Origin of the sequence: Catalinimonas alkaloidigena, from assembly GCF_900100765.1 — a bacterium.
In the GTDB taxonomy this organism is placed as follows: Bacteria; Bacteroidota; Bacteroidia; order Cytophagales; family Flexibacteraceae; genus Mooreia; species Mooreia alkaloidigena.
The window spans coordinates 366178-389253 of the sequence record NZ_FNFO01000002.1 but is presented as its reverse complement, the minus strand read 5'-3'; the positions used below and the strand labels follow the sequence as shown (position 1 = coordinate 389253).

The window sequence follows — 23076 nt, the reverse complement described above, 5'->3', positions numbered from 1 at the left end:
ATGGTCAAGGTAGTTCCATCTCGGTCCGCACGCTCAATCAGCTTAGTCTGGATAGCTACTGACAGATCGTGCCTTTAGGGAGTATAGCCGGGGCTTGTTGTCTTCTTTACAAGACAACCCACTTGCTATGCGCCTGCTTCTTCCGTGCTTTCTGTTGTTGACCCTCTTAGCGGCTTGTGCGCCGTCCGATACAACCACCCACGGCGCTACACCGCCGACGCGCCCCAACATCCTGATCATTCTGGCCGACGACATGGGCTACTCGGACCTGGGTTGCTACGGCAGCGAAATTCGCACGCCCCATCTGGACCAACTTGCCGCACAGGGTGTCAAATTCCGGCGGTTTTACAACGCCGCCCGCTGTTGCCCTACCCGGGCCTCGCTGCTGACCGGGCTTTACCCCCACCAGGCAGGGATGGGCAAAATGGTAGTAGACGCCGACACGCCGCGCGAGCCTGGTCCGTACGCAGGCTACCTGACGCCGCAAAGCGTTACCCTGGCCGAAGCCCTGCGCGACACCGGCTACGCGACCTATATGGCCGGAAAATGGCACGTGGGCGAACACCCGGATTTCTGGCCTCGCCGTCGCGGCTTCGACCGTTACTTTGGGCTGATCAGTGGCGCCAGCAGTTACTTCGAACTGGTCGACGAACGGCCGCGCGTCCGCTACATGGTCCATGACGACTCGCTGTGGTATCCGCCCGACTCGGGATTCTACATGACCGATGCCTTTACCGACAGCACCATCAACTTCCTGCAAACCCATCTGGACGAGAAGCCTTCGCAGCCGTTTTTCTGCTACCTCGCTTACAACGCACCGCATTACCCATTGCACGCCTTGCCGGACGACATCGCCCGTTACGAAGGCGTGTACAATATGGGATGGGACTCGCTGCGCGCGCAACGCCATCGGCAACAAATCGCTTCCGGCTTGCTGGATTCGACTTACCTCCTGTCGCCACGGCCCGACGACCTTGCGGCCTGGGCTGACACCACAGACCAGACCGAGTGGGCGCGCCGGATGCAGGTCTATGCCGCCATGGTAGACCGCATGGACCAGGGAATCGGGAAAATAGTGGAGATGCTCCGCCAGCACGATGCGCTGGAGAATACGATCATCTTCTTTCTTTCGGACAACGGAGGCTGTGCCGAGGATATTTCCGGACGCAATTTGCACGATCCGACGGTTCCGATTGGGTTGCGCGGCTCGTACGTGGCGTACCGCGAGCCCTGGGCCAATGCATCGAATACGCCCTATCGGCGCTACAAAGCCTGGACGAATGAAGGTGGGGCCATCACACCGATGATCGTGCACTGGCCACAAGGCCTGACGCAAACGGGTGTGACCTTACAGGGCATCGGCCACGTAGTCGATCTGATGCCTACGTGCTTAGCACTCGCCGAAGCCTCGTATCCCACTGTACATCACGGAGAAACCATTCCCCCGATGGCCGGGCATGACCTGTTGCCCATTTTGCGCGGTGAGGATAACTCTGCCCACCGCGAAATCGGCTGGGAGCATTTCGGGCGGAAGGCGTATCGCCAGGGGAAGTGGAAACTTGTAGATGAGTTGAATGGCTGGGAATTGTACGATCTGGAAGCCGACCCGACCGAACTCCACAACTTGGCCACCGAACAGCCGGAGCGGTTGCAACAGATGGTCGATCTTTATGAGGCCTGGGCCCAAAAAGTGGGAGTTTAACGTCACCCCCATAAACACAAAAAGGGAAGCGATTTGCTTCCCTTTCTATTTATTGAATGCAGTAGATACTAGCTCTTATCAGGCTTATCCTGGCTTTGGCTCGCGGTCTTGGCAGGTTTGTTCTTCTTCACTTTGATGAAGAGCTCTTCCTTACCTTCTTCATGGTCGGCCAGCAGCGTATCGCCAATCTGCACCTCGCCTTTCAGGATTTCCTCTGCCACCGGATCTTCCAGATAACGTTGGATGGCCCGGTTCAGCGGACGAGCACCGTACTGTTGGTCATAACCTTTGTCGGCCAGGTAGTCTTTCGCCTTCTCGGTCAGCTCGACCTGATAGCCCAGTGACATAATGCGGGCAAACAGTTTGTTGAGCGTGATGTCGATGATCTTGTGGATATCCTCGCGCTGCAACGAGTTGAACACGATTACGTCATCCAGACGGTTCAGGAACTCGGGCGAGAACGCCTTCCGAAGCGCATTCTGAATGGTGCTCTTCATCAACTCATCCATGCTGTCGTTCTTCGCACGGGTAGCAAAACCGATTCCGGCCCCGAAGTCTTTCAGGTCACGTACCCCGATGTTCGAGGTCATGATGATGATCGTGTTTCGGAAGTCGACCCGGCGACCCAGTCCGTCGGTCAGGATGCCATCGTCCAGCACCTGCAACAGAATGTTGAATACATCCGGGTGTGCTTTTTCGATTTCATCCAGCAGAATGACTGAGTACGGCTTGCGGCGGATTTTTTCCGTCAACTGACCACCTTCTTCGTAACCGACGTATCCGGGAGGCGCTCCCACGAGACGGGATACGGAGAATTTCTCCATGTATTCCGACATGTCGATCCGCACCAAGGCTTCGTCTTTGTCGAAGAGGTACGTAGCCAGCACCTTCGCGAGTTCGGTTTTGCCGACCCCGGTTGGCCCCAGGAACACAAACGAACCGATGGGTTTTTTCGGGTCTTTCAACCCGACGCGTGTCCGCTGAATGGCCTTCACCAGTTTCACGATGGCTTCGTCCTGACCAATTACTTTCTTGGTCAGTTCTTCGCGCATCCCCAGCAGCTTCTCGCTCTCGTTCTGTGCGATGCGGTTGGTCGGAATGCCCGTCATCATGCCGATTACTTCGGCGACGTTTTCTTCGTCGACCGCGTAGCGCTTCTGACGTGTTTCTTCTTCCCAGCGCTGTTTGGCCTGTTCCAGTTGTTCGAGCAAGCGCTTCTCCTTATCACGGAGCTGAGCGGCTTCTTCGTATTTCTGGCTCTTGACGACGCGGTTCTTTTCTTTCTTGATGTTTTCGATCTGCTCTTCCAACACCAGAATGTCCTGCGGAACGTGGATGTTGTTGATGTGCACCCGCGCACCAGCTTCGTCCAGTACGTCAATGGCCTTATCGGGCAGGAAGCGGTCGGAAATGTAACGATCCGACAGTTTCACACACGCATCAATCGCTTCGGGCGAATAGTTGACGTGGTGGTGTGCTTCGTATTTGTCCTTGATGTTGTTGAGGATCTCGATCGTCTCTTCCGGCGTAGTCGCATCGACCATTACCAGTTGGAAACGACGCGCCAGCGCACCGTCTTTTTCAATGTACTGACGGTATTCGTCCAGCGTGGTGGCCCCGATGCATTGGATGTCGCCCCGGGCCAATGCCGGCTTGAACATGTTCGACGCGTCGAGCGAACCCGAAGCGCCTCCGGCCCCCACAATGGTGTGGATTTCGTCGATAAACAGGATCACGTCGGGCGACTTCTCCAGTTCGTTCATAACGGCTTTCATCCGCTCTTCGAACTGACCACGGTACTTGGTACCGGCCACCAGCGAAGCCAGATCGAGCGTCACGACACGTTTGTTAAACAATACGCGCGACACTTTCTTCTGCACGATGCGGAGTGCCAGCCCTTCGGCGATGGCCGTCTTCCCGACGCCCGGCTCCCCGATCAGGATCGGGTTGTTCTTTTTCCGACGGCTCAGAATCTGCGCAACGCGCTCAATTTCTTTTTCCCGTCCTACGATCGGATCGAGTTTGCCTTCGTCCGCAAACTTGGTCAAGTCACGGCCGAAGTTGTCCAGTACCGGCGTACGCGATTTCTCGGTACCCTTGGTCTCCTTGCTCCCACCGGCCCCGAACTGACGCGGCTCATCGCTGTCGTCGTCGGTATCCGGCCCTGAGGTCGGGTGAGTAGACTGGTCTTCCATCAACTCTTTAATTTCGTCGTAGGTGACGCTAAATTTTTCCAGAATCTGCGTGGCGATATTATCTTCATCCCGAAGAATCGACAGCAGCAGGTGTTCTGTCCCGATCACCTCGCTTTTGAAGCTCTTGGCTTCGAGGTAAGTGATCTTCAGTACCTTTTCTGACTGGCGTGTCAGCGGGATACTAGCCAGATTTTTCACATTGTTCGTGGCTGTACCCTTCGTGGCACGCTCTATGGCAACCCTGAGGTCATCGAGAGAAACGCCCATCTTCTTGAGCAGACCGACGGCAACACCCTCCCCCTCACGTATCATTCCTAATAAGAGGTGTTCCGTTCCGATGTATTCATGCCCAAGTCGCAGCGCTTCTTCCCGACTCAAGGAAATAACTTCTTTGACACGATTCGAGAATTTGGCTTCCATAGCAACCTGGTTTATGCGTTAAATGCGTGAAAACTAAAAGTATACAAAAAAAAGTTCTGCCGAAACATCCTCTTACCAAACAAGAGAAAAATCGACCTTAGAAAATTATACAAAACGTACCATTTTCAACTCAATTACGGTACCTGATGGACTGTTTTAGTAGAGACAGTGCGTGGGGTCCTTCGCAGCAGAGCAAATCCAGTACGCTTAGGTTTTCTGCAAATTCCTCTCCAAACAATTGAGGATAGACAACGGGTTGGTAAAAATGTCGCCACGACGACGTTTGGCCCGGTTGAAATGCAGATCGAAGATCCCAGACGCCTTTTGCGTCAGCGTGCCAGTGCTCCGTCTCGGTTATTCTGGCAGACAAACCCAACAAATTCAGACACTGTGTCAGCACAAAACGATTCAGTTCGTACAGCCACTCCCACTCTTTTGCAAATACCCTCTCGAACTCGTCTGCAAAAAATTCGAAGAACGGGGATTTCCCATAAGCCGATTGCACCGCTCGCCAGTGTTGCGCCCGCCACCGCTGCGTGGTGTCGATCCGCACGTCTTTGATGGAAACGTGTTTTCTGGCCTTTTCTACAGGTACGGTTAACAACAGAACCTGGTTTGCACCCTGGATATAACACCGGTTGCGGTAGGTTTGTTTCTGGAAAGTTTCATGGGCCTCGATGATCAGTTCTCCCTCGGCCCGCAACAACGCGGCAAAAAATGCCTGGCAGGGGAAATAGTGCAATTCGGTAAGGAGGGGTCCCGGAGGCGGTGGTAAAGCAGGAGGCGTCATGTCAGAAGGCAGCATCCTAACATAAATCGGACGTAAGTTTTTACCGATATTGTTACTTTTGATCTTCTGCAAGCTAGCGAATTATGGCGAGAACACGCGGAACATGGTGGGTGTGGACCAGCGGACTGCTGCTCAGTCTGGCAATGCCCGCTTGCCGGTTAACGGCGCAGTCGCTTTCGGCAACGCTTGACTTTCAGCGGTTTCGGTTGGAGCGCGACCAGGCCCTGATCGAGCTCTGGCTCGGGGTGGAGGGTTCGTCGTTGCAATACAACCCCGTAGCGCCTCCGGACCAAGGCTGGCAGGGGGCTGTACACTACACGTGGATGATCCGGCGCGAAGATTCCGTATTTTTTGCCGAAAAGGTGCGTCTCGTCTCGCCCGTTTTTCCGACGGTAACGGGTACAACCCAGTGGCTTAGCGGCCGCCAGCGCGTGGCGCTTCCTTACGGCACCTATACCCTGGAGGTTGAAACGCGCGACGAAAATCGCCCCGATGCCCCGCCCCTCCATACCAACATTCCTTTGGAAGTGAGCTTTCCGGAGGCGCAGCCTGCCTTTAGCGACCTGCAATTGCTGGAGGATTACCGCCCCGCTACCTCCGAAACGCCGCACGCCCGGCACGGCTGGCTGTTGCAGCCTTATCCGGGTAACTTCTTTCCGCCCACCCAGCAACAGTTGCGCTTCTTCACCGAATTCTACAACAGCGCTGCGCACCTGGGCGATGGCGCCCCCTACGTGCTGAATTACCAGCTCCTGACGGCCGAAACCCGACAGCCGCTAGCGGCCTACGGGGGCTTCAGCCGACGCCAGGCCACCGCGAATGATGTACTGCTGGCCCAACTCGACATTCAGACCCTGCCGTCCGGTAACTACATTGTACAGGTCATGGCACGCAATGCCGCGGGCGAGATTCTCGCGACACAGGAGAAATTCTTTCAGCGCAGCAACCCGAGTGCGATGGTCGCTCAGGTGAGTACCGCCAATGGCCTGCTGGATTTGCACGGTACGTTTGCCGAACACCTGACCGACGACCACCTGACGTGGGTACTGCCCGCGCTGCAACCCCTCGCCACTGCCGATGAAGTCGAAACGTTGCGCACCGTAGCCGAACAGGGCACGCTCGCACAAAAACGCGATTACCTGTACCGTTTCTGGCACGAGCGGCATCCGTTTTCTGCCCAGGAGGCCTATCACGATTATGTAGAGCGGCTGCAAATCGCCGAGAAGCTGTACACCAGTCCGAACCTGCGTGCCTACCAGACCGACCGGGGCCGGGTGTATCTGCAGTATGGCAAGCCGAACTTCATTGAAAACGAGCTGACCTACCGCCAGCGCAACGCCATCGCCAATTCGTCGATGATTCCATTTGAAGTGTGGCACTACCCACACGTTATTCCTTATAACCAGACCAACCGTACCTTTGTATTTGTGCAGGAAAACCGAGCCAACAACAATTACCGTCTGGTGCATTCGGATGCCATCGGCGAAAACCGCAACGACGAGTGGTACCTGATGGTGCAGGGCAACGCCCCGTCGATGGACCAGTTTCAACCCGAGTCGACCGACCGTTACCTCCGCCCCTGATGCGTTTTTTACGAGTGATTTCGCGCTTGCCGTTCTGGTTCTGGTACGGCGTGTCGGATGTACTGGCATTTCTGGCCTATCGGGTGGTGCGCTACCGCCGGAACGTGGTAGAAGAAAATTTGCACCGAGCCTTTCCGGAAAAGTCAGACGCTGAGCGCCAGCGCATCACGAAAGATTTTTACCGCAACCTGGGAGACGTGATTGTGGAATCCCTGAAAACGATTTCCATTTCGCCGGAAGCACTACGCCGGCGCGTGCGCCCCGTCAATCCGGAACTCCTGTTGGACCCGCTGGCCCGGGGCGAAGGTGTGCTGGTGATGACCTCCCACCAGTGCAACTGGGAGTGGTTGCTGTTAGGAAGTTCGCTCTTTCTGGCACCGTATCCCATTCTGGCGGTGTATCGCCCGTTGCACAACCAGTTTTTTGATGAATTGATGCAACAGATTCGGGGACGTTTCGGGGCTACGCCCACGCCTGACCGCCGTCTGCTGCGCGAGGTGGCCACCCTGCGCAATCAGCCGTTTGTCACCGCGATGGTCGCCGACCAGGCCCCTGCCCCCGAGCATGGCTACTGGACCCATTTTCTGCATCAGGAAACCGCTTTTTTCCGTGGCTCAGACCGCATTGCCCAGGCGGCAGGTCTTCGGGTTTTGTTCACGCGCATGGTACGGGTCGGGCGGGGTCACTACGAAATCAGTTTCACGCCCATTGCCGCACCACCTTACAACCAAGAGGAGCCCAGCCAAATTCTGGACCGGTATGTAGAAGAGGCCGAAGCGGCGATTCGCGCCACCCCGGCCGATTGGTTGTGGTCGCACAAGCGATGGAAACACCGCCGCCCTGAGGGCATGCCGATTACACGAACTGCGTAATGTCGCCCAGCCCTTCGCGTTCTACTTCGAACTGACCGTTGGAGAAGTTGACGACCGTCGAGGCTACATTGTTGCCGTAGCCACCGTCGATGACGATGTCGACCAGATCGCGGTATTTCTCAAAAATCAGTTCCGGATCGGTCGAATACTCTACCACTTCGTCGTCGTCGCGAATCGAAGTCGTGACAATCGGATTACCCAACTCCTTTACGATCTGCCGCGGAATGTTATGATTCGGCACCCGGATGCCCACCGTTTTCTTCCGGGTATTCAACAACTTGGGTACGTTGCTGCTGGCGTTCAGGATGAACGTAAATGGGCCGGGCAGTGCTTTCTTCATCACCTTGAACGTAGCATTATCGACCTTGGCAAACTCGGAGATGTGGCTGAGGTCGTAACAGATAAACGCAAAGTTCGCTTTGTCGGCCTGCAGTCCTTTGATGCGGGCGACACGATCGATGGCCCTGGCGTTCGTGATGTCGCAGCCCATGCCGTATACCGTATCGGTAGGATAGATCACGACGCCTCCGTTGCGCAGGCAGTCGACTACTTCCAGAACTCTTTTCTGGGCCGGATTGTCCGGGTGAATTTTTATCAGGGTTGCACTCATACAATCAAACGGATTAACAATTGGTCAATAGGTTTTGGGGAGCAGATGCCACGGCGGCGCTCGTCTGGTCACCCTACGCGGGTCGCAGGGCGGTGGGTCGCCAACGTACTTAAAAAAAGCCCTTCTGCCAAACAACAACCGGGTTTTCGTTCCGTCGCCCGACGGGTCCTCTTTCAAAAAGCCAACGGGAACACAGAAGCACATCTTCCTGTTACTGTGCAAGTTTCCGTACCAAATCTTGCTGGTCGCACCACCATCTTTCCGTTACTTTTGCAGCCATGAGACGCCCTTTTCGCATCCTGTTTGTCACCCTGATTACGGTCAGCGTGGTAGCCGTCACGTTTTCGTTCTACGGTTACCAGATGCTTTTTACGCCCAATGTACTGGTGGAAAAGCCCGACCACCTGCTCTACATCCCGACCGGAGCGACCTATGCCACGGTCATCGACTCGTTGGAGAAGTACGACATGGTTCAAGATCCGGTTTCGTTTTCGTTTCTGGCGCGCCTGTCGGGGTATCAGGACAATGTAAAACCGGGGGTGTACCAGTTGCGCAAAGACATGACCAACAAAGAGGCGCTCTGGCTGCTCCGTTCGGGCGCGCAAGTGCCGGTGAACCTGACGTTCAATAACGTACGTGTCAAACAGGACCTGGCCGACCGCCTGGCGCAGTACGTCGAAGCGCCGTCTGAGCAAATTCTGGGGATGTTGCGCGACACCGCCATTGCCCGGCAGTACGGATTCGACACGCTGAATTTTGTCAGCATGTTTATTCCCAACACTTACGAAGTCTATTGGACCACCTCGCCGCAGGCCCTCTTCGACCGGATGCATAAAGAATACGAAGCGTTCTGGAACACCGAACAAAACGGCACCACCCGGCGTGACAAAGCGCAGGCCTTGGACCTCACCCCCCAGCAAGTGACGGTGCTGGCCTCGATTGTAGAAGCCGAAACAAAAAAGCCGGACGAGATGCCGCGCGTCGCGGGCGTGTACCTGAACCGACTGCAACGGGGCTGGGCGCTCCAGGCCGACCCGACCATTGTGTTTGCCTCCGGCGATTTTGCGCTGAAGCGTGTGCTGAATGTCCACAAGGAGATCGACTCCCCGTACAATACGTATATGTATCCGGGGCTGCCTCCGGGGCCCATCAACCTGCCGTCCATCCGCGCCATCGACGCCGTACTCAACTCCGAAGAGCACAAGTACATGTATTTTTGTGCCCGCGAAGATTTTTCGGGGTACCATAATTTCGCGCAAACGCTTACGGAACACAACCGCAATGCGCTGATCTACCAGCGTGCCCTGAACGCCGCCGGCATCCGATAACAGTACCCAATGGCAACGCGCAAATCGACAGCGGGTGCTTCCGCCCCCCCTGCCGCCGATCATCCCGTTGCCGCCTCCCGCTGAAGCTTTCCACCTGTCACCTAAAAACCAGTCACGCTTTTGTACACGCACGAAACGCAGATCCGCGTCCGCTATGCAGAAACCGACCAGATGGCGTATGTCTACTACGGCAATTACGCGATGTATTACGAAGTGGCCCGCGTAGAAGCCCTGCGTGCCCTGGGCCAGAGCTATAAAGTCATGGAAGACGAGGGCGTGATGCTGCCTGTCCTCGAATATTATACGAAGTACATTCGCCCCGCGCGTTACGACGATCTCCTCACGATCAAGCTCAGCATCCGCACGTTACCGGGAGTACGTATTACCTTCCACTACGAGATCTTCAACGAAGAAGGCACCCTACTGAACCTCGGCGAAACCACCCTGGTGTTCGTCAACAAGGTAACGCAGAAACCGTGTCCTCCCCCACCCGCCATGCTCGAGGCCCTGCAGCCCTTTTTTTCCAATCCCGAAAAAACTTGATCAAAATCTGACAAACGTTTATGTTTGTGCCCCCGACCCAGAGGAGTGGCAGAGTGGTCGATTGCATCGGTCTTGAAAACCGACGTACCGAGAGGTACCGGGGGTTCGAATCCCTCCTCCTCTGCTGAAACCTCGTTATTTGGTAAAAAAGCCCGTTCATTCGACGGGCTTTTCTCATTTACAGCCTTCCAGAAGCCTATTTCAACCCATTCTCTCCCAGATGGTGCAAATCGGGTTACACCTATCTGCGTATCGGTTACACCTCACCAGGAATCGGGTACACTTCGGCTATCTACAAAAGGTTTGTAACGATCAAATTAATTCATGCATCCGTAGAGTGGCTTTCAACATTCATCGAAAGCCATGCAAAAAAAAATTCCTCTACATGCGGGTTTTACTCCGTTTGCGTCGTAATGTCCGAAACCCGGAGCGTATTTCTACGCTCTATGCTCGAGTGACCATCTCCGGACTACGCGCTACTACTGATTTCTCTACACGTATTCAGGTCTATCCTGACCAATGGGACAGCACCAACCAACGCGTCCTCGGTGATTCCGAAAGAGCGGAGCTGGATAACGAAGCCATCGAGCGGGTGAGAAATGACCTCCGAACATTATTCAACCAACAAGTTGCCTTGTATGGGTCCATCGATCCGGATACACTCCAGGCGTTGTACCTCGGTCGCAAAGCCTCGCGCTCCGTTACCTTGCTGAACCTGGTCATCGATTATCTGCACAAAGAAGCCGAACGCAAGCAATGGACTCCCTCTACCAAAGGCATCTACCAGGACTACACGAACAACCTGGTTGAATTCCTGGAGAGCATTGGCCGTAAGCAACTGCCTCCGATGGGGTTTGACGAAACGATGGCACAGGATTTCTTCTACTGGCTCCGGAAGAAATCGGTACAGGCCCGCAGCGCCAAGCATCTCCAGTGGGTCAAACGTGCCCTCCAGGATGCCGTTCGGCGACGCATCCTCGGTCATAATCCGATCGAGTACATGAACTGGAGCAAAGGTGCTCCCCCTCCCATCGTCGCTTTGTCCGATGCGGAACTGGCCTTACTGGAAACTTACCGCTTCAGCAGCCCCATTCTGCAACGCGTTGCCGACTGCTTTACGCTGCAATGCTATACCGGATTGGCCTACGGTGAACTCGTCACGGTTCAGCGCTCCGCCATCCACTACGGAGGCCCGATGCCGGTCCTGGTGGTAGTCCGGCACAAGACCAAACACGTGAAAAATGGTCGCACCTACCGCATTCCCCTGATCGGCAAAGCCGTAGCGCTGCTGGAGCGTTATGGGTATGAAATGCCTGTGTACAAGAACCAACAGTACAACCGCTATTTGAAAGAAGTAGCAGCCATTCTGGGCATTGAAAAGAACCTGACCACGCACGTGGGCCGCAAAACAGCGGGGATGATTTGGCTCAACAATAATGTACCGTTAGAAACCGTCAGTAAACTGCTGGGGCATACCAAGCTTTCTACTACCCAGCTCAGCTACGCTGAAGTTTTGGATCACAAAGCTATCGCGGATATGGCCGCCTTTGAAGCCAGAACCAGCAAGCCTGGATCGTTGTCATGAACTGTACAGGATAGGGTTTCGTTACCAAAATAGTTAACTTGTCGCCATGAAAATCAAGAAAACAGCCCAGCGGAAGAAAACGCTGGGCTTTCTTCCCGAAAGTCCGGCCCAGCCGGGTAAAACGGTGTTATCTACGGTAAAGTCAAAAGCGAAGGTCGTCTCTCCAGCCGCCATCCTAAAGGCGGGGGGGGTTGAGAAATACGCTACTGCCAAGGGGCTGTCACCCGATGCCTTGGAAAAACACGCGGGTTCTATTCCCATGAGCGAGCGGGAGTTTAAACGTGCGTTGCGGTCCGTCGACTGATGGATGTTTTCTTAGACACCAACATCCTGATCTATGCCGTCCGAAATGAAGCTACTTTTCCCAAGCTGAAAACCCTATTGGGTAGCAAGCGCCTGGCCTACTCCTGTTCGGTAATTAACTATGCTGAATTGAAAGCGATGGGCCTTAAGCTCAGCTGGCAGCAAAAGAAGCTGGAGCAGATCGAAGAGGTGATGCAAGATGTGGTAATTGTAGATATTCGATTTGATGCCATTCTGAACCGGTACGCTGAAATCGACGCTTACTCGCTGAATCAGTTGCCTGGGGTCGACCGAAAGAAAGCTACGCCGATGGGTCAGAATGATATGTGGATTGCAGCGACCGCCTCGGTGTTGGAAATTCCGTTGTTGACGACGGATAAGGACTTCGACCATTTGCATAACCTTTACCTTGACGTAATCCGCCTGGAGCCTAAAGCGTTCAAATGATCTGATAGAAGCCTAGTCTTCCTAGCCGTAAGTTAGACGGTATAAGCCAGGAAACGGACCGAAAGCATACTTAGAACAAAGCCCCTGATGTGTGTAGCATCAGGGGCTTTGTTCTACATCTAGCAGATCGATCCAGGTTTTATCCTACGCTCAGTAACTTGGTGGATTCGTGCAGTCCATAGCGTTCCAGACGCATGTGCTCCAGCTCCTTTTGCAGCTTGGTATTTTCACGACGCAGTTCATTGATCCGGCTCCGGTTACGCTGGAGTTGCGCGTAAATTCCCGCCTCCTTCGTGTTCTGCTGACTGGTCTCATTGACCGCTCGGAACATGGAAATGCGCTGGCTTCGTAACCAGCTCAGGAAGTCGACTTTCTTCTGTTTCTGCTCTTCCGTGCGGTTTGTATTGCTGGTAGCATGCAACCAGTTCTCCACTTCTATCAGTGGTAAACAATTCATTTGCCTTTCTTTGCCATCAGCCGCTACAATTCGCGCGGGCTGGTAAACCTGAGAAAAATATGGATCTTCTCTTATTTTTCTATCCTGATTTTTGTAGCTCAGCTCTAAGATTTGACATAACGGCTTAAGTGGAATGAGCTGCCCACCTTCATTCATACAATATGGAATATTAGAATTTTGATACATAAAATATTTCATAGTGCTTGGTAAGAAATCATGTCATAATTAAGAACAAAGGGCTTCAATAGTCAAAATTGTCGATTTAGGGACAAAAGGATAACACTTGGCTATTAGCCTAGACATATCTTTAGCCAGCAGAACCTCACTATTGTACTTATTAAAGGCAGGAAACGCTTTCTTAATCATAGGAATCAAATCATGTCCTCTAGCTTGAAGATAAAACTTAGGCATAGATAACACTTTCCCATTCAGATATTCTACATCTATTCTCTCTTGGCCACTCTTAGCTTTGTAAGTGCGATTATGCTCTCCAAATCTTTCAAAAAAGTAGTCAACTATTTTTTGTAACCAAGAATTGTCTTCAGTTCCTATATTGAAATGATTGAAGGAGTGATCAACTCCAATACCCCGCTGGACATCACCCACATTAAGGTCAATTAATTTACATATTATATAAATTGGATCTAATAGAAAGTTTTCTATTGAATATCTTTCATTCCATCCATGTACAATCACATAATTGTTAGAATTATGCATTAGGTCCCAGTCGATTATACCATAGCTAGTTTTGTTCCCTGATTCTCTCAAATTCGCAACTATCCTAATAACACTATCACAGTTACCTTGGCCTAAAGAATTGGAGATAAAGTAAAGCCTATAAGCCAATTTATGATCTCTTTGATGCCTATCATGGATAACTTGATAATATTCAAGATCAGTAGGACTCTCTACAAAAACTTGCCTGTGATTCTTATAATCAATGCTTAGAGTAGGAATGAAGCTTGTCAGCATCTCCAAGGCATCGTCTTTCGAGATACTTGTCAATGAAGTTTCAGGGCTATTCCTTAAGCGGTAAATACAATGTTCTGGTGTAAGGGCAATAGTAGAAGGTGAATGTGTCGTTACTATAACCTTAATCTTGAATCTACTAACAAATACTTTTTCAAGCACATCAAGTAAGAGCTGTGACATCTCTGGGTGCAAATGAGCATCAGGTTCATCAAGGAGAATAACTTCTGGTAGACTTAAATTTTTTTCATAGTATTCACAGGTGAAAAGTTTTATTATTAGACCAATTATTATCTTTTCACCTGAGGAAAGGTCATGCATGCCTACATGATTACTAGTACTCTTCTTATATAGCTTAAGCTCAAAAGGGACATCTATACTAAATTCTCTTCTTTCTATCTCCTTGAAATAGAAATCGATTCCTAAAGAATCGAAAGTTTCGTTAATAACTTTCCAAGGTGGAGGATATTTTTCAACAAAATCATCGTCAGATACAGAGTTATTTTGCTCACTCTCGCTAAGCTTGTATCCATATAAAACTCTATTCTGCTGTCTTCTTACAGCATAGTTATAGAAAGCCCAATTTAGGTTTCCAGAAAACAAGGCTATATTTTGTATATACTGTTCAGGTAATGGTATATTATAAAAATCAGCATCAGAAAGCTTTTCTATATCTACCCCAGCTGTCTCACTAATGTACTGTAGAGAGGTATAAAATGTCCTGCCACTAAATTCAATAAACTGATTTAGCACCTGTTTTTCATGATTCGCATTAACTAATTCAGGCTTAAGATTGCTATTACCCTGATATAATTGATTGAAAAATTCACAGATAATGCCTCTATATTCTGCGGTATCAATCATCAAGTTATCACTATTTCTATCCTCTAACCTACTTTCTATATTATGTTCATTGATTAGGGCATACAACCTTATTGCTGAAGGACTTAATGCTTTAAACCTACTTTTGATCTGATCCATTTTTCCTCTCCAGGCTGAGTGGTCTATTTGTTTCGTATCAGTATAAACTATACCCTCATATTGGATTTTATCAAGTTTTCGATCATAATCCCAAATATAGCTATTATCTTCTGGAGGAGATGAATTATGACGATTACTAAGTAAGTCAAGAAGTTGAGATTTACCGCTTCCGTTCTTGCCCGTAATTACAGTTAAATCGGAAAGTTCTTGACTAGTAAAAGGAGAAAGGGATTTAAATTTCTTTTTAACAACTATCTTCATATAGGATATACCTTTAGATTGTTTCGCAAGTATAGTTTTCCATATTTAAATTAATCATGAATGTAGCTCTTTTTGCCAGAGTGTCTACCGTAGATAAGCAAGACACTAACAGACAAATAAATGAACTTACTGATTATTGTCGAAGCAACGGCTGGAATATTAATCATGTAATTACAGAGAAAATTTCTGGCCGCATAGCCAATGATAAACGTCCTGGTGTTGCTCTCTTACGTAAAGTAATTGCTTCAGGTAAGCTATCCAAGATAGTTGTTTCAGAAGTGTCTAGGCTTGGCCGTGATACAAGGGAAGTGCTAAATCTGATTCATGATATGAAGGAAAATAAGGTTTCCCTTCATATCATGAATTATCAATTAGATACATTGAAATCAGATGGTACAGAAAACTCCATGGGGCAACTCCTTATTACTTTACTCGCGGATATAGCTAGAATGGAAACCCAGCTGCTTTCCGAGCGGGTTCGTTCTGGCATGGCAGAGGCGAAACGAAAGGGCAAGCATGTCGGTAGGCCTAAGGGTAGCAATACAAAAACCGATGACTACCTGAAAAAACACAAAGTTGCGGTGTCTTTGCTTGTGAAGGGGGTGCCAATTCGTAAAGTAGCTGCTGCGTGTAACTGTTCTACCTTTACGGTCCAGTGCGTCAAACAAAAGATGCTTCAGAAATGCTTAATTACCTAACAAATAAAATAAATGTATAAGCCTGGTTATGGAATTTGATTGATACTTATCCTTTATAGAAAGTGAAGAAACTTTCTTCTATAGGTGATATCTTTATACATTAAATGGGAAGAATATCTCTCACAGTCAGACCCAAAGAGGTATATAGATGTTACCAAGAATATTAGTACAGGAGTTACGCAGTCTTGCTGAAAAGCCCGTCCATAATGCTTGTAGGACGTTTTCGTAAGATGTTATTCACTAGCATTCTCCATAGAAAAGCCTATTTAGAGCGTTTGGAAAGCTTTCGCCTTTTCTGAGTGTGTAACTCCTATAGTATATCATTGCTAATCAGAATCGACATACACGGCTACGATCCGGAAAATTTAAGGCTAACTTCTTACCAGAAGATATATTTCATACATAGTGTATAAACTTAGTTCATGATATAATGTGATCTATGAGTCAGTATGCTACAAATACACTCATTATCCGTTACCACCAGTAACAAAGTAAATATGAATAAAACACACATTAACAAATTCTACTCCAACAGTTTTGTTTTAGATAAGTCGAAAGCTGTTAGAATTAATGATATTATAGAAACTAATTTCAAGAAGGCGGGAATAGATTCTATTAAAACCGAATTCAAGCTCATATTGAGCAATGAAAAGGAATTAACGTTCGATAAGTTCAGCAACATATTTCAGATTGACAACGGCAGAAAAAATAAGGCTGAAAAACTTAAGCTTAATTGGAGTGGAAACGATAATGAAGTGTTAGTATATTTCTCTGATAAGCCAGCCGTAAGAGTTGATGTAACAGGCACAGATCTTGATTGGACAAATGAACTGTTTGCTGAAATCGACGAGCAAATTGAAAGGACTAAAGTATTTTCACTAATTCACAAAATAAAAAGTGATAATTTTTTCAAACTTATTTCTCTATTGATGATAAGCTTTGTTTTTCCACTGATGCTTGTAGTTACAAAAAACGACACAAAGGAGAAACTCAATATTACTGCTACCGACAGAAGCGCTTTGACGGAAATAGCAAAAAATACAAAGACAGTAGAGGAGAAAATAAATTTTCTTTTTGAGACGCAGCTTAAAATACTTGATATAAACATCAAGAATGAAACACCAGATGCTTTTCTCGATAATCTAAGCACGTACTTTTTAGATTGGAGAACTTATATGATAATAATTCCGATAATAGCAATATTAGGAATTTTATGGTATTTGCTAACCCAATGTTATCCTGTAGCAGTTTTTGATTGGGGAGATATGGCAGAGGAATACAGGAAGATAGTTGAAAGAAGAAAGCTACTGTGGAATATTGTAATCGGTTCAATAGTAATTGGGATTCTGACAAACTTCTTCGTATTTAGCATAACAAGTTTTAATTCAGGAAATTAATAGAGACGACGTAGCTAGAAGACAACAATAGACTGACATACTCAATACCTTTCTCAGTATGCCCTAACTGTCACTCACAAATCATTTACAAGGTAGAGAACAATAACAATCTCTGTGGCTTAACGCAGCGTAGTGCATCAAGACAATTGTAGGACGGAACTATCCTTTTGTCTCTGTCCAGGTTTCTCTGAAGCTTGTATTGAAAAAAGGATAGACGGATTACCAACCTGCCTGAGGCTCCGGTATGGCTTTTATCCTGGGCTTTTTTTGTACTGTCTAAAGCAACTCTTTTTTCCGATACATAACAAGTTATAGTTAAGAATCGATATCGCTTCAGTAAATCGCCCTCCATTAGCTAACTGTAGACGGGTTCAGGCAAATGCCCGAAGCCCGCAAAACAACTAGAAAGAACAGATTCTTGATCCTTCTATGACAAAGCAAGCTTAGCACGAGAATTATGAACCTCTGCACCATAAAAAAGGCGCTTGGATATGATCCAAGCGCCTTTTGTTTTTATAGGGTTTGTGGGAATTAAGGCTTTTTCAGGTTATGGTTTTCGTAGCTGTTGTATTCGTAGCCTTTTTCGGTGCGGTTGACATCTTTGTTCAATTCGTACGCCGACTTGGCAATGCCGCGTGAGGTGCCCGATACCAAGCCTTCGATGTAGATGCCGAACGAAATGAAATAATCGTTGGAGCGGAATTTAGGCACCAGGATGGGCATCTCGCTGGAAGCGTCGTTGTACTTCTTCGGAGGGTTCATGAGGCCGCCTTCCATCTCACGGCTCCGGAATCCCGCGCGGGTGATGAACCCGATGGGCGAACCTTTGAAGGGCGAAACGGCTAGCGAAAATTCGTGGGTCTGAGCGATGCCTTTGTAAGCACGCTTGGTCCGGCGAATCCAGTCGTACATGTAGCTGTAGCGCAGGTGAAAGCCTCGGTAGCCTGTGATGAAGTGCGCTCCGGCGCCGCGCTGGTTGCCTCCGACAATCAGCGGATACCCGTTCGAGGGATTGTTGCCTTCGAACGATTCGATCACCGAATACATCCATTGGCCGCCGACATAGACGTTTATGTAGTTGCCGAGCGGGGTTCCGAACGCCAGGCGGGTCGGGAAGGCCTCGGCCATGTCGTACCCTTTGCCCGGCGAAGGGTTGATGATCGCGTTGGGCAGAATCGAGAGGTCCGTAAAGAAATAGGTGTGCTTGTTGAAGATTTCGAACGACATGTCGATCGTGCCCACCTTCAGCGTGTCGCCCGGCTCGTATTCTCCGTATCCGTACGCGTAGTATTTGTACAGATTCGTTTCTACATGGAAAGGCCGGTAGCCGATCCGTCCGAGGTCGACGCCGTACCAATTCGAGACTTGTGCCTCAGCGGCATAACCTGTCAGCAAGAGGCCAATGGCCGCGGCAAGTGTTCGTAGGGTTTTCATCAATTCTTGGGGGTTATGTTCACCACGGCAGCCGCCTGCTGGTACTCTTTGTCAATGATTGAAAAACTGATCGGTGCCCGGAATTCTCCGCCGATGGCTCCGTTGGGCAGGTAGGCAATGCTGTCGACTACCTGTCGGAAGGTGATGCGCTTGGCCTCGGTTTCTGTCGACGATATTTCTACCGTAGCGCGCTCGGTCAGCTCAACCTGGGCATTACCGCCGTTCTTCAGCGCTTTGCAATAGACCCGGAAGGTCTCGTATTCCTGCGGAATTTCTGCCACGACGCTGACCGTCAGGCTGTCGCCGTCGTTCAGTTTCAGCGTTTGGTTACTGGTGGTGAGGTTGATCCCGTTCGCAGTGACCTGAAGAATGGTGGGGGGCGCGGGATTTTCGTAGCTTTCGCATCCTGCCAGCAGGAGGACTGCGACCGCGGCGGTGGTGATGTGTCGAATCATAATCTAGTATCGGCAATAATCGTTTACTCAGGCCATCAATCCCCTCCAGTGTGTTCAGGAGGAAGATTTTGCTATATGTACACGCCGTACATGTAGTACTCGGCACGCCTCTGCAACTTCGGGAGCGTTGTCTGGGAAGCGGTCATAGGACAAATCCGAGATCGCAAGTATACAACCGGCTGAAAGTCAAGACTGAAGTATTTTGTGGGTTTTCTAGAGCATGTAGCGATTGGCCAACTTTTGTGCACAATACCGGCCGATCCGATGCGTTTCGCCCCACGAAGGCATAAAAAAATAGCCCCCAAGCGGAGGCTATTCTCGTAAATTCGTCAACTTTCTAAAAAGGATTACTTGGCGACGGCATCCGGATAGGCGAAGGCCAGCTCAGCATCGACTTTTTCGTGCCAGGGCAGACCGTACGTGCCCAGCACCGCCAGGAACGGATCGGGATCGAACTCTTCGACGTTGTAGACGCCCGGCTTCATCCATTTGCCCGTCAGCATCATCATCGCGCCGATCATGGCTGGCACGCCCGTCGTGTACGAAACCGCCTGCGCACCGATCTCCTGATACACCGCCGCATGGTCGCAGTTGTTCCAGATGAAGTACGTCTGTTCCTGGCCGTTTTTCAGGCCTTTGATCTGGCAACCGATTGAGGTTTTGCCTTTGTAGCCTTCGCCCAGCGAGGCCGGCTCGGGCAGTACTGCTTTCAGGAACTCAAGCGGCACGATGTCCTGTCCTTGGAAACGCACCGGATCGATGCGGGTCATGCCCACGTTTTCGAGCACGCGCAGGTGGTTGATGTAATTTTGCGAGAAGGTCATCCAAAAACGCGCACGTTTCAGGCTCGGGAAGTTTTTGACCAGCGACTCCAGCTCTTCGTGGAACAGCAGGTACGACTCCTTCGGCCCGACTTCGGGGTAGTCGACGGGCTGGTGGATCGACAGCGGCTCGGTTTCGTGCCACGCGCCGTTCTCCCAATAACGCCCGTGCTGCGTAATTTCACGGATGTTGATCTCAGGGTTGAAGTTGGTCGCAAACGCTTTGCCGTGGTCGCCGGCGTTGCAGTCCACAATGTCGAGGTACTGGATCTCGTCGAAGTGGTGCTTGGCGGCGTAGGCGGTGAAGACGCCCGTCACGCCCGGATCGAACCCGCAGCCCAACAGCGCCATCAGCCCGGCTTCTTTGAAGCGATCCTGATACGCCCACTGCCAGCTGTACTCAAACTTTGCCACGTCTTTCGGCTCGTAGTTGGCCGTATCCAGGTAATGCACCCCCGTTTCGAGGCAGGCGTCCATAATGGTCAGGTCCTGGTAAGGCAACGCCACGTTGATCACCATCTTGGGCTGAAAATCGCGGATGAGCGCCACCAGTTCAGGCACGTTGTCGGCATCGACCTGCACGGTTTTGATGGGCGGCGCGTTAGGAATCCGCTCGGCTACGCTGGCCGCAATCTTGTCACACTTGGCCTTGGTTCGGCTGGCCAGCAGAATATCGGAAAAAACCTCGGGTACGGCGGCGCATTTGTGGACGACGACACTGCCGACGCCTCCGGCTCCGATGATCAGTACTTTACTCATGAGTCAGAACTATTGAGGGTGAATAAATGGGTTGGCGCAAAGGTAGGGGGAGGCCCTGTGGTTCTCCAAACGTGTGCGGCCACCCCACGATTACCGAATTGTTACATCGCCTGGTTGACCGACTGCCGGAGGTACATGTCCACAAACTCGATCACAAAGGCTTTGATCTCGTTGCGCAACGCCTCGTATTCCCGCTCCAGCGTGGCTTCGTCGACCTCAGCGCCCTCATGGTCCGACGGGTCGGGCAGCGGGCAGTGGATAAATTCCGTCTTGGCCGACGACTGAGGCAGCCGGTCGAATGCCTCCTGGCTTACCGTAATAAGGTAGTCGAACTTTTGCCCCTGGTACGCCGAAAGGGGCGTGGTACTTTGCTCGCTGATGTTGACGCCATCGACCTGCATGGCGGCCAGCGCACGCGGATTGATCCGCCGCACGTCCAGACCGGCCGTGGCGACCTCCGCCAGATTCGGGGCGTAGGCACGCAGGTAGCCGTGCATCATTTGCGAGCGGGTGGCGTCGTGCGTGCCGACGATCAAAATTCGTTTCATAGGCTAGGATCCGGACATCTCCAGCCCTTCTTTACGGTAAATACCCGGAGAGGTTGGAGATAGCCGGCGCTGTGTCATGGTGAAAAAGTAAGCGCATTTCGCTTTCTGTAAGAACGTCGCCGAGGCCCTGGTCCGTACGTGGCGTGCCCGGAAGTTTACGCCCGTAGTCTACCGGCTTACCCAGCGATTACCCCGGATGGTGAACCGCCAGGGCAACCGGGCGTCGTCGCCGGCATAGTCCACCCCGATGCGGGGCGTATCCACAAGGTCGGCTTCGGGAATCACAATGCCGCGGTCTTCGATCCAGAGCTCCGTGCCGGTCAGGTCGTTGCCGTAATGCTGTTTGCGAATGCCCAGCGCCGACGACACGTTGCCTGGCCCCGCCGTGAGCTTGGGCGTCACCTTTTTCTGCTTCCGGCGCTGTTGCATCACTTCCACACCCTCGGCAGGTTCCAGCGCGCGGATCAGCACGGCGTCGGCCTGGTCGCGTTCGTTGGTCACGACGTTGAACAGGTGGTGCAGGCCGTAGCATAAATACACATATGCCGTTCCGCCCGGCCCGAACATCAGTTCCGTACGCGGGGTCCGCCGGGGACCAAAGGCGTGGCAGGCGCGGTCGCTGGCACCACGGTACGCTTCGGTCTCGGTGATCATCCCCGCGGTGTACTGGCCGTCGATCAGAGAGACGAGGTATTTGCCCAACAATTCGCGGGCGATCTGCACCACGTCGTCGCGACGGTAAAAGGCTAACGGAAGTTTCTGGAAAGAAGTCACGGAACAGCATACGGAAAAAGCGGGCATTCGGCTACGCTCCGAAAGGCGACCACCTTTCCTAACCCGGCTGTTTTTATGCGGTGCGTTCGGCCCAGGGGCCGTAGCTTTACTGTTTCCAACCGCTGCCCGCATGGCTTCCTCCCCTTCTACCGTCGAAGCGCCGTCGTCGACCCAGTATCTGCTGGGCGCACTGCTGACGCTACTCAGTGCCGTGGCGTTTTCGTCCAAGGCCATCCTCGTCAAGTTGGCCTACCGCTTTCCGGAGGTCGACCCCGTTACGCTCCTGGCCCTGCGGATGCTGTTCTCCCTGCCGCTTTTTCTGCTCTCGGCCGTCTGGACGGGCCGCCGGCACCGGAACGCCCGCCTGACCCGACGCGACTGGGCAACACTGGTGTTTCTGGGACTGATGGGGTATTACCTGGCCAGCCTGTTCGATTTCCTGGGGCTGCAACACGTCTCGGCCAGCATGGAGCGCCTGATTCTGTTCGTCTATCCGACCATCGTAGTGCTGATCAACGCCGGTATGGGGCGGCAACGCATCCAGCCGGTGCAGATCCTGGCATTGCTGCTGACGTATTTCGGCATCGGGCTGGCTTTCGCGGGCGAGTCGCTGGGCGACACCCCCGGGAACCTCTGGCTGGGCGGCGCGCTGGTTTTTGCCAGTGCGGTCACCTATGCTATTTACCTGGTGGGAAGCGGCCACCTGATTCCCCGCCTGGGCAGCACGCGCTACACGTCGTACGCCATGTCGATTGCATGCCTCGGGGTGCTGACCCACTACGCCGTCACCAATGCGGGGCTGCCGACCGAACTCCCCGGCGACGTATACGGGTTCGCTGTCCTGATGGCGCTGATCGCTACGGTGTTGCCCGCCTTTCTGCTGGCCGAAGGCATCCGCATCGTCGGGTCGGGCAACGCTTCGATCATCGGGAGCATCGGGCCGGTGTCGACCATCGTGCTGGCGTACGTGTTTCTGGGCGAACGGCTGGTCTTTCTGCAGTGGATCGGGACGGCACTGGTCATGGCCGGGGTGCTGACCATCACCCTACGGGGCAAGAAACCGGGGCTGGCCCGGCGCGATGCATAGAAAATTTGGTGTACAGGGGGGTGGGCTTCCTTCCCGCCAAAGCTTAACACGGGTTTC

At 51.6% G+C, this 23076-nt stretch carries 21 protein-coding genes and 1 tRNA gene; 12 read left to right on the top strand and 10 right to left on the bottom strand.

Features of this window, described 5'->3' with window-relative positions; translation table 11 throughout:
* The first annotated feature begins 127 nt into the window (after nt 1–127).
* Nucleotides 128–1702: an arylsulfatase gene (locus BLR44_RS05065; RefSeq protein WP_089679909.1), complete on the top strand. Its 1575-nt coding sequence runs from the start codon at nt 128–130 to the stop codon at nt 1700–1702.
* Nucleotides 1703–1770: 68 nt separating this feature from the next.
* Here the strand turns inward: BLR44_RS05065 and BLR44_RS05060 are convergent, their stop codons facing one another.
* On the bottom strand, nt 1771–4317 hold the full coding sequence (locus BLR44_RS05060; protein WP_089679907.1) for an ATP-dependent Clp protease ATP-binding subunit: 2547 nt from the start codon (nt 4315–4317) through the stop codon (nt 1771–1773).
* A gap of 130 nt (nt 4318–4447) precedes the next feature.
* Complete coding sequence (locus BLR44_RS05055) at nt 4448–5179, bottom strand: WbqC family protein (RefSeq protein ID WP_143017127.1); 732 nt, start codon at nt 5177–5179, stop codon at nt 4448–4450.
* An 11-nt stretch (nt 5180–5190) separates the two neighbouring features.
* On the opposite strand from BLR44_RS05055, the gene BLR44_RS05050 reads away from it, so the two are divergent.
* Together BLR44_RS05050 and BLR44_RS05045 are read left to right on the top strand one after the other, a co-directional pair.
* Nucleotides 5191–6690 (top strand): GWxTD domain-containing protein, encoded by a 1500-nt coding sequence (locus BLR44_RS05050; protein ID WP_089679904.1) that lies wholly within the window; start codon nt 5191–5193, stop codon nt 6688–6690.
* The gene (locus BLR44_RS05045; RefSeq protein WP_089679901.1) at nt 6690–7562 is read left to right on the top strand and encodes a lysophospholipid acyltransferase family protein; all 873 of its coding nucleotides are present in this window, start codon (nt 6690–6692) and stop codon (nt 7560–7562) included. The genes BLR44_RS05050 and BLR44_RS05045 overlap by 1 nt, the downstream gene beginning before the upstream one ends.
* Here BLR44_RS05045 and BLR44_RS05040 read toward each other — a convergent pair.
* On the bottom strand, nt 7546–8172 hold the full coding sequence (locus BLR44_RS05040) for an L-threonylcarbamoyladenylate synthase (RefSeq protein WP_089679900.1): 627 nt from the start codon (nt 8170–8172) through the stop codon (nt 7546–7548). The genes BLR44_RS05045 and BLR44_RS05040 overlap by 17 nt on opposite strands.
* 278 nt (nt 8173–8450) lie before the next feature.
* Here BLR44_RS05040 and mltG point away from each other — a divergent pair, with 278 nt between their 5' ends.
* The 6 genes from mltG (at nt 8451) to BLR44_RS05010 (ending at nt 12378) form a co-directional block, all read left to right on the top strand.
* The gene (gene mltG, locus BLR44_RS05035; RefSeq protein ID WP_089679898.1) at nt 8451–9500 is read left to right on the top strand and encodes an endolytic transglycosylase MltG; all 1050 of its coding nucleotides are present in this window, start codon (nt 8451–8453) and stop codon (nt 9498–9500) included.
* Nucleotides 9501–9620: 120 nt separating this feature from the next.
* Entirely contained in the window at nt 9621–10043 is a 423-nt protein-coding gene (locus BLR44_RS05030) for an acyl-CoA thioesterase (RefSeq protein ID WP_089679896.1), read from the top strand.
* 39 nt (nt 10044–10082) lie between these two features.
* A tRNA-Ser gene (locus BLR44_RS05025) sits at nt 10083–10167 on the top strand.
* A gap of 261 nt (nt 10168–10428) precedes the next feature.
* Nucleotides 10429–11628 (top strand): site-specific integrase, encoded by a 1200-nt coding sequence (locus tag BLR44_RS05020; RefSeq protein ID WP_176955900.1) that lies wholly within the window; start codon nt 10429–10431, stop codon nt 11626–11628.
* Between the two features lie 46 nt (nt 11629–11674).
* Entirely contained in the window at nt 11675–11932 is a 258-nt protein-coding gene (locus tag BLR44_RS05015; RefSeq protein WP_089679892.1) for a hypothetical protein, read from the top strand.
* Nucleotides 11932–12378 carry a PIN domain-containing protein gene (locus BLR44_RS05010; protein ID WP_089679889.1) on the top strand — a complete coding sequence of 149 codons (447 nt, stop codon included), beginning with the start codon at nt 11932–11934 and terminating at the stop codon, nt 12376–12378. Before BLR44_RS05015 ends, BLR44_RS05010 begins: the two co-directional genes overlap by 1 nt.
* 139 nt (nt 12379–12517) lie before the next feature.
* On the opposite strand, the gene BLR44_RS05005 is transcribed toward BLR44_RS05010, so the two are convergent.
* Nucleotides 12518–13033 (bottom strand): phage antirepressor N-terminal domain-containing protein, encoded by a 516-nt coding sequence (locus BLR44_RS05005; protein WP_089679887.1) that lies wholly within the window; start codon nt 13031–13033, stop codon nt 12518–12520.
* Between the two features lie 27 nt (nt 13034–13060).
* Nucleotides 13061–15046, bottom strand: coding sequence for an AAA family ATPase (locus BLR44_RS05000; RefSeq protein WP_089679885.1), 1986 nt, complete (start codon nt 15044–15046; stop codon nt 13061–13063).
* Between the two features lie 56 nt (nt 15047–15102).
* Between BLR44_RS05000 and BLR44_RS04995 the strand changes: the two genes are divergently transcribed.
* Both BLR44_RS04995 and BLR44_RS04990 read left to right on the top strand, forming a co-directional pair.
* Nucleotides 15103–15744 carry a recombinase family protein gene (locus BLR44_RS04995; protein WP_089679883.1) on the top strand — a complete coding sequence of 214 codons (642 nt, stop codon included), beginning with the start codon at nt 15103–15105 and terminating at the stop codon, nt 15742–15744.
* Nucleotides 15745–16241: 497 nt separating this feature from the next.
* Nucleotides 16242–17141, top strand: coding sequence for a hypothetical protein (locus BLR44_RS04990; protein ID WP_089679881.1), 900 nt, complete (start codon nt 16242–16244; stop codon nt 17139–17141).
* A gap of 531 nt (nt 17142–17672) precedes the next feature.
* Here BLR44_RS04990 and BLR44_RS04985 read toward each other — a convergent pair.
* The 5 genes from BLR44_RS04985 to BLR44_RS04965 all read right to left on the bottom strand — a co-directional run bounded on the left by BLR44_RS04985 (nt 17673) and on the right by BLR44_RS04965 (nt 21932).
* A complete protein-coding gene (locus BLR44_RS04985; RefSeq protein ID WP_089679879.1) occupies nt 17673–18575 on the bottom strand; it encodes a hypothetical protein in 903 nt (300 codons plus the stop codon).
* Nucleotides 18575–19030 (bottom strand): hypothetical protein, encoded by a 456-nt coding sequence (locus BLR44_RS04980; RefSeq protein ID WP_089679877.1) that lies wholly within the window; start codon nt 19028–19030, stop codon nt 18575–18577. The genes BLR44_RS04985 and BLR44_RS04980 overlap by 1 nt, the downstream gene beginning before the upstream one ends.
* A 347-nt stretch (nt 19031–19377) precedes the next feature.
* A complete protein-coding gene (locus BLR44_RS04975; RefSeq protein ID WP_089679875.1) occupies nt 19378–20610 on the bottom strand; it encodes a saccharopine dehydrogenase family protein in 1233 nt (410 codons plus the stop codon).
* Between the two features lie 101 nt (nt 20611–20711).
* A complete protein-coding gene (locus BLR44_RS04970) occupies nt 20712–21158 on the bottom strand; it encodes an arsenate reductase/protein-tyrosine-phosphatase family protein (protein ID WP_089679873.1) in 447 nt (148 codons plus the stop codon).
* A gap of 168 nt (nt 21159–21326) precedes the next feature.
* Nucleotides 21327–21932 (bottom strand): DNA-3-methyladenine glycosylase, encoded by a 606-nt coding sequence (locus BLR44_RS04965; RefSeq protein ID WP_245705977.1) that lies wholly within the window; start codon nt 21930–21932, stop codon nt 21327–21329.
* A 130-nt stretch (nt 21933–22062) separates the two neighbouring features.
* Here BLR44_RS04965 and BLR44_RS04960 point away from each other — a divergent pair, with 130 nt between their 5' ends.
* Entirely contained in the window at nt 22063–23019 is a 957-nt protein-coding gene (locus BLR44_RS04960) for a DMT family transporter (protein WP_089679869.1), read from the top strand.
* Nucleotides 23020–23076: the final 57 nt, after the last annotated feature.